Origin of the sequence: Halomonas sp. 3D7M (assembly GCF_014897885.1) — a bacterium.
GTDB lineage: Bacteria > Pseudomonadota > Gammaproteobacteria > Pseudomonadales > Halomonadaceae > Vreelandella.
In genome coordinates this window covers 1-5,405 of record NZ_JABUZF010000247.1, presented here as the reverse complement: position 1 = coordinate 5,405, position 5,405 = coordinate 1, and the positions used below count along the sequence as shown (strand labels likewise).

Sequence of the window (5,405 nt, the reverse complement as noted above, 5' to 3'; positions counted from 1 at the left end):
TCCAGCGCCCGCCATAAAGGCGTGCGCCTTCGCCATCGAAAGCGTTGTCCTGATACTTGCGCTTGATCAAGCGGTAAGCGTTGACCTCATTCACGTAGCAACCCCATGCTCCAGTCGCCCAATCAGGTTCAGCACCGTTTGATACTCGGCAGAGGTTGCGCTCATTTCGATGGGCCTGCGCCCGCCCAGGCCAGTATTGGGTTTGAGCAGCCAGGTGCGGGCACCCTCGACGTCGCCTTCAAACAGGTCTAGCGCCGCCTTGAAGAGTTCGGCAAAGCGATATAGCCGGTCGCTTTCCGCCATCTTAAAGCGCCCCGACTTAGCACGGCGGCTCAGCGTGGCCGGGGGAATATCGACGTAGCCTGCCAGCGCCTTCTGTTCGATACCTGACGCCTTAGCCAGTCTGGGGTAGACCCTATACTCAACGCCTTGATGCAAAAGCTCATGCAGCTTGCGGCCTCTGGCAGGCAGGCCGATCTGGTGCCAGAAACCTGATGCCAAGGCTTTGGGTGGCTGGTATTGAGTGAAGTGCATATCCATGGTATTTCTCATTTGATATTTCAATGAACTATCAAATGGTATACGCCTCGCCTGCCCAGACGTCAAGTGAGATGGAAGGCATCGCCTCTAATCTCTTTAGCGCAACGAACTTGGCGCTTCTGGTGTTTCGCGGGCGCGGCGGCGTTTCATGGTCTGGGTGATCACGCCGTAGCGGGGGCCAGCGAGGAAGGCGAGGATTAGGAAAACGCCGGTCATTATCGCCATCATGCCGCCAATGGAGACGTTGAAATACACGGCGAGGTAGTAGCCAGAAATGCTTGAAGCGATCGAAATTAGCGCACCGATGATAAACATCATCCATAGCCGATCGGTCAGCAAATAGGCGGCGGAAGCGGGCACAATGGCAAAGGCGATAAACAGTACTGCCCCCACGGCATCAAAGGCCGCTACGGCGGTTGAGCTAGTTAGCATTAGCAGCACATAGAAAAGAATCGAAGGCATAAAGCCGAACGTTTTGGCCAGCGCTGGATCGAAGGTGGCTAGTTTCAGCTCCTTATAAAAGAGCCCGATAAACGCGTAGTTGAGCAGTGTCATCACGCTCATCGATACCAGCGCCTTGGGGATGGGCAGACCGAAGATGTCGAGAGTATCCAACCAGACAAAGCCGATTTCACCGAGCAGCACAGTATGCGTGTCGATATGCACATCGTTGGCGTAGACATTGAGTAACAGCACACCGATGGAGAAGAGCGCGGGGAAAACCAGACCGATAGCGGCATCCTGCTTTACCCGCTTGGTGTTGGCCAGTGCCTCGGTAAGTAATACGGTTAATAGCCCGGTTAATGCGGCGCCTATTAGCTGTACAGGCCCACTCTGCTGTTTGGTCAGCAGCCAGACAATCACAATGCCAAATACAATTGAGTGACTAATCGCATCAGTGAGCATGCTATTGCCGCGCAGCACAAGGAAGGTACCCACCGCCGAGGAGGCAATGCCAACCATGGCACCTACCAGAATAATGGGCAGCGCCGTGTTGGTTAGTAATTCAGCAATCATGTCACGACCTCTTCGAAGGTGGCGACCACCTGTTTGGCTGCCTTTTCTCCCCGCGATGTTAGCGCCCATCCGGCGCCGCCGTCAGAGGAGCGTATAAGGTAGCCTTGGCGCTTAAGTTTACTCAGCACCATGCGCGCGCCAAATGTTGCGCGGTAGTGTCGGGAGGCGCTGGGATGCTTGTAAAGCGTGTAGAGTAACTGCTGCTTCTGCAGCGCTTCTTTTTGGCGGTAATGCTTGATGAAGCCCCACAGCAGGCCTCGGCCGGGAGCAAGCGCCAGCGAGATGATGACAATAGCCGTTGCGGTGAGAATCACCAGCGGGCCGGTCGCCAGACCACGGGATAGGGTACTAATGGTTGCCCCCGAGACCCCACTGACAATACCGATGCCAGCGGCAATAACCAGCATCCCCCCCAGATGACGGCTCCACTGCCGGGCCGCAGCGGCTGGCGCCACGATCATGGCGGCTGGCGCCACGATCATGGCGGCCATTAATATCACGCCAACCATTTGCAAGCCGACCACCACGGCGAGCGCCACCATAGCGGTAAGCGCGGCTTCGATGGCGTTGACGGGCATGCCGAGCGAGCGGGCGTACTGCCCATCAAAAGTGACCAGCTTGGCTTGTTTCCAGAAGATGGCGAGCAGCGTGAGTGTGAAGAGGGTGATGCTGCCCATTACCCACAGATCCGAGCGTAGCGTAGCAGCGGCCTGGCCGAACAGAAAGGCTTCTAGCCCCCCTTGGGAGGCGTTATTGGTACCCTGGATATAGGTCAGCAGCACGATGCCAATGGCAAAGAAAATGCTTAGGCAAATGCCGAGAGCGGCATCGGTTTTCAAGCGGCTTTTGCGGGTCAGCAGCAGCATCGTCAGCGCGGCTAACGAGCCAGTGGCCAGTGAGCCAATGATAACGCCGCCCATATCCCGACTGCCGGTGATGATAAAGCTTAAACACACGCCGGGCAGCGCCGCGTGGGAGATGGCGTCACCGAGCAAGCTCTGGCGGCGTAACACCGCAAAGCAGCCCAGTGGGCCGCTGATCAGACCCAGTAGCGAGGCACCAATCACCACGTTTTGAAAGGTGTAGTCAGAAAGAAGATCAAGCCACTGCATGGGTTATTTTACCTTCGAAGCAGTGAACATCAGGGCGTCGCTATCGTTCAGCAGGGCAATCTGGCCACCATACGCCTGACGTAGATAATCAATATTAAACACGTCGTCAGCCTTGCCGCTGGCAATCACACGGACGTTAAGCAGCAACAGCCAGTCGAAGTAATTACGTACGGTTTGCAGGTCATGGTGGACAACAATCAGCGTTTTACCCGCATCACGCAAACGGCGCAGAATGTCGATGATGGCTCGCTCGGTGGTGGCATCAACCCCGGCCATGGGCTCATCGAGAAAGTACACATCGGCCTGTTGCACCAGTGCGCGGGCCAGAAACACTCGCTGCTGTTGGCCGCCGGAAAGCTGACTGATCTGGCGGTCGGCGTAGGCGCTCATTCCCACCATCTCCAGGGCTTCCAGTGACTCGTTACGCTCTTTACGCCCTGGGCGCCGGAGCCAGCCCAGGCGACCGTAAAGCCCCATGGTGACCACATCCAGCGCGGTGGTCGGGAAGTCCCAGTCGACGCTGGAGCGCTGCGGCACATAGCCAACGCGCCTGCGCTGTGAGGCGTAGGGGCGGCCATGCACCATGACCTCGCCAGAAAGTGATGGTACAAGCTCCAGCAGGCTCTTGATCAGCGTGCTCTTACCCGCCCCGTTAGGGCCGACAATGCCTGCCATCACGCCGGTAGGAATCTCTAGGTTAATATCCCAGAGAACGGGCTGATTATGATAGCTGACGGTCAGGTTCTGAATGCTGAGCGCCGTGTCGGTTGTTGCGGGTGTCGCCATTGTTGCAGTGCCTTATTGAATGATTAGTGAGCGAGCTTCCACTCGGTAGCCCAATCGTTCATTGCTTCGGGAAGCGGTGCCAGGGTACCGCCAAGCGCTTCGACGATATGCTGGGTGTTGCGGTAGATCATGCCCATATAAGTGCCATCGACCGTGTCTGGGTCGCCCATGGCATCGGAGTAGAGTTCACCGCCAATTTCGACAACCTGGCCCCGCTGTTGGGCGGCATCAATAACGGCTTGAACCGTGCGCGGATTAATAGTGCTCTCGATGAAAAGGGCCGGAACCGCGCGATCCACCACAATATCTGTCATGTTGCGAATATCAGCAATACCCGTTTCCGTTTCTGTGCTAATGCCCTGTATGCCTTCCACGTCGATATCGTAGGCGCGGCCAAAGTAACCAAAGGCATCGTGAGCGGTGACCAGAATGCGTTGCTCATCGGGAATGCTGGCGATACTGTCTGTCACCCATTCGTGTAGGGCAAGCAGTTGAGTCTGATAGCGCTCGGTATTGGCATCAAACGTCGCGGCGCAGTCGGGGCGTGCTTCACTCAGCGCGGCATTGAGCGTGGGCAGTGTTTGTGCCCATAAAGAAACGTCCATCCACAGATGAGGATCAATGCCGTACACATCCTGTGAGGTAATCAATGATGCAGGGTCAATCGAGGCAGGGGCGACGGCAAGCGTAGGTGTGCGCTCGGAGAACCTTTCCAGTACGTCGCCTAGCTGACCTTCCAGCGAATAGCCCGAGTAGAAAATCTGTTCTGCGTTTCGCAGCGTTGCCACATCGCTAGCGCTTGCCTGATACAAATGAGGGTCTACGCCTGGGCCCATCATGGCTTCCACATTAACGCATTCGCCGCCTACTTCCTGCGCCACATCGGCGATCATACCAATCGTTGCCACCACGTTTAAGGGGGGGGTATCGGCAGGTNNNNGGGGGGGGTATCGGCAGTTGCCAGCGCACTTAAAGGCAGCGTTGTTAATAGGATCACTGCATGCTTTGTTGCCATTATTTAGCTCCAGACTCTACATGGGATAGAGGATGATTAAAGCAGCGTTGCTTCGTGCAAGTTTATTTCTTTTGGGAAAAAAGTATAGCCTTGGCTAAGTTTGTGGCGCAATTAACCCAATGTCAAGCGGATAAACGGCGTTGAAATGAGCTGAGAGGTGAGCTTGGATGATGGCGGGAATAAACATCAGGCGCATGGGAAAATGGTGCATTGGTGGAAAAGCACCATTTTCCCAGCTCCTCATTAATTAGCGCATAGAATTGATGATAAGGAACGATTTGTTGAGCAAGGCTTAGGCAGTTTGACTAGCTAAACGCCGTTCCTGTAAGCGTTGAACGACAAACCAGTCAACGATAAGCATAAAGATCAAGGAAGCGCCGACGAGCGGAAAAATAACTCCCCCGATCACCAGCATGACAGTCAGGCCACGAAACACCCGTTTATCGCTCGGTAGTGGTGGGACTCCCATCGCGCCCGAGGGGCGTCGTTTCCACCACATCACCGCCGCTGACACTGCCAGCAGAATAATGGCGAGGCAGACCGTCAAGAACAAGAGTTGATTGAATAATCCAAACTGCTGACCCATATGCACGTTAATACCAAATTCCAACCAGCGGCCCAAGGGTCCATAGTCGGCATAGCTCATGTCGATCAAGCGCTCGCCAGTGTACTGATCAAGGTGCACCACGCGCTGTTGGCTAAGGTCATTGGGATAGACCGAGCCGGTGTACACACCGGTTGCCGTAGTCGGCAGGCTGACAGCATAGCCATTATGTAATCCCAGTTCATTGAAAATGGCGACAGCACCGTCAAGGCCGATGCTCTCTGCCTGACCTGGCTGCTGTGAGGATTCTGGGAGTTGTGCCTGTTCGAGTGACCAATTGGTTGGGCTTTGTTCGTTTAAACGTGCCTCCGACATGGGCACTTCAACGCGC

The 5,405-nt window shown here is 55.6% G+C and carries 6 protein-coding genes; all 6 read right to left on the bottom strand.

Translation table 11 applies throughout. The features are described 5' to 3' along the window. Window positions 1-90 precede the first annotated feature (90 nt). Window positions 91-540: a type II RES/Xre toxin-antitoxin system antitoxin gene (gene parS / locus INT22_RS14500; RefSeq protein WP_038479340.1), complete on the bottom strand. Its 450-nt coding sequence runs from the start codon at window positions 538-540 to the stop codon at window positions 91-93. 96 nt (window positions 541-636) lie between these two features. Beyond that, a complete protein-coding gene (locus INT22_RS14495; protein ID WP_193059660.1) occupies window positions 637-1,557 on the bottom strand; it encodes a metal ABC transporter permease in 921 nt (306 codons plus the stop codon). Next, window positions 1,554-2,669, bottom strand: a complete 1,116-nt coding sequence (locus tag INT22_RS14490) for a metal ABC transporter permease (protein WP_193068473.1) — start codon at window positions 2,667-2,669, stop codon at window positions 1,554-1,556. The genes INT22_RS14495 and INT22_RS14490 overlap by 4 nt, the downstream gene beginning before the upstream one ends. A gap of 3 nt (window positions 2,670-2,672) precedes the next feature. Beyond that, window positions 2,673-3,455 (bottom strand): metal ABC transporter ATP-binding protein, encoded by a 783-nt coding sequence (locus tag INT22_RS14485; RefSeq protein ID WP_193059658.1) that lies wholly within the window; start codon window positions 3,453-3,455, stop codon window positions 2,673-2,675. Between the two features lie 23 nt (window positions 3,456-3,478). Further along, entirely contained in the window at window positions 3,479-4,348 is an 870-nt protein-coding gene (locus INT22_RS14480; RefSeq protein ID WP_193068472.1) for a metal ABC transporter solute-binding protein, Zn/Mn family, read from the bottom strand. Between the two features lie 414 nt (window positions 4,349-4,762). Next, window positions 4,763-5,405, bottom strand: a 643-nt coding sequence (locus tag INT22_RS14475; protein ID WP_193068471.1) for a PepSY-associated TM helix domain-containing protein, incomplete at its 5' end; no start/stop codon positions are given.

What these genes read in the sequence shown, in the direction of transcription:
- INT22_RS14490 (WP_193068473.1), bottom strand. Translation starts at nt 2,669, where the DNA reads ATGCAGTGGCTTGATCTTCTTTCTGACTACACCTTTCAAAACGTGGTG.
- INT22_RS14480 (WP_193068472.1), bottom strand. Translation starts at nt 4,348, where the DNA reads ATGATCGCCGATGTGGCGCAGGAAGTAGGCGGCGAATGCGTTAATGTG.
- INT22_RS14495 (WP_193059660.1), bottom strand. Translation starts at nt 1,557, where the DNA reads ATGATTGCTGAATTACTAACCAACACGGCGCTGCCCATTATTCTGGTA.
- INT22_RS14485 (WP_193059658.1), bottom strand. Translation starts at nt 3,455, where the DNA reads ATGGCGACACCCGCAACAACCGACACGGCGCTCAGCATTCAGAACCTG.
- parS (WP_038479340.1), bottom strand. Translation starts at nt 540, where the DNA reads ATGGATATGCACTTCACTCAATACCAGCCACCCAAAGCCTTGGCATCA.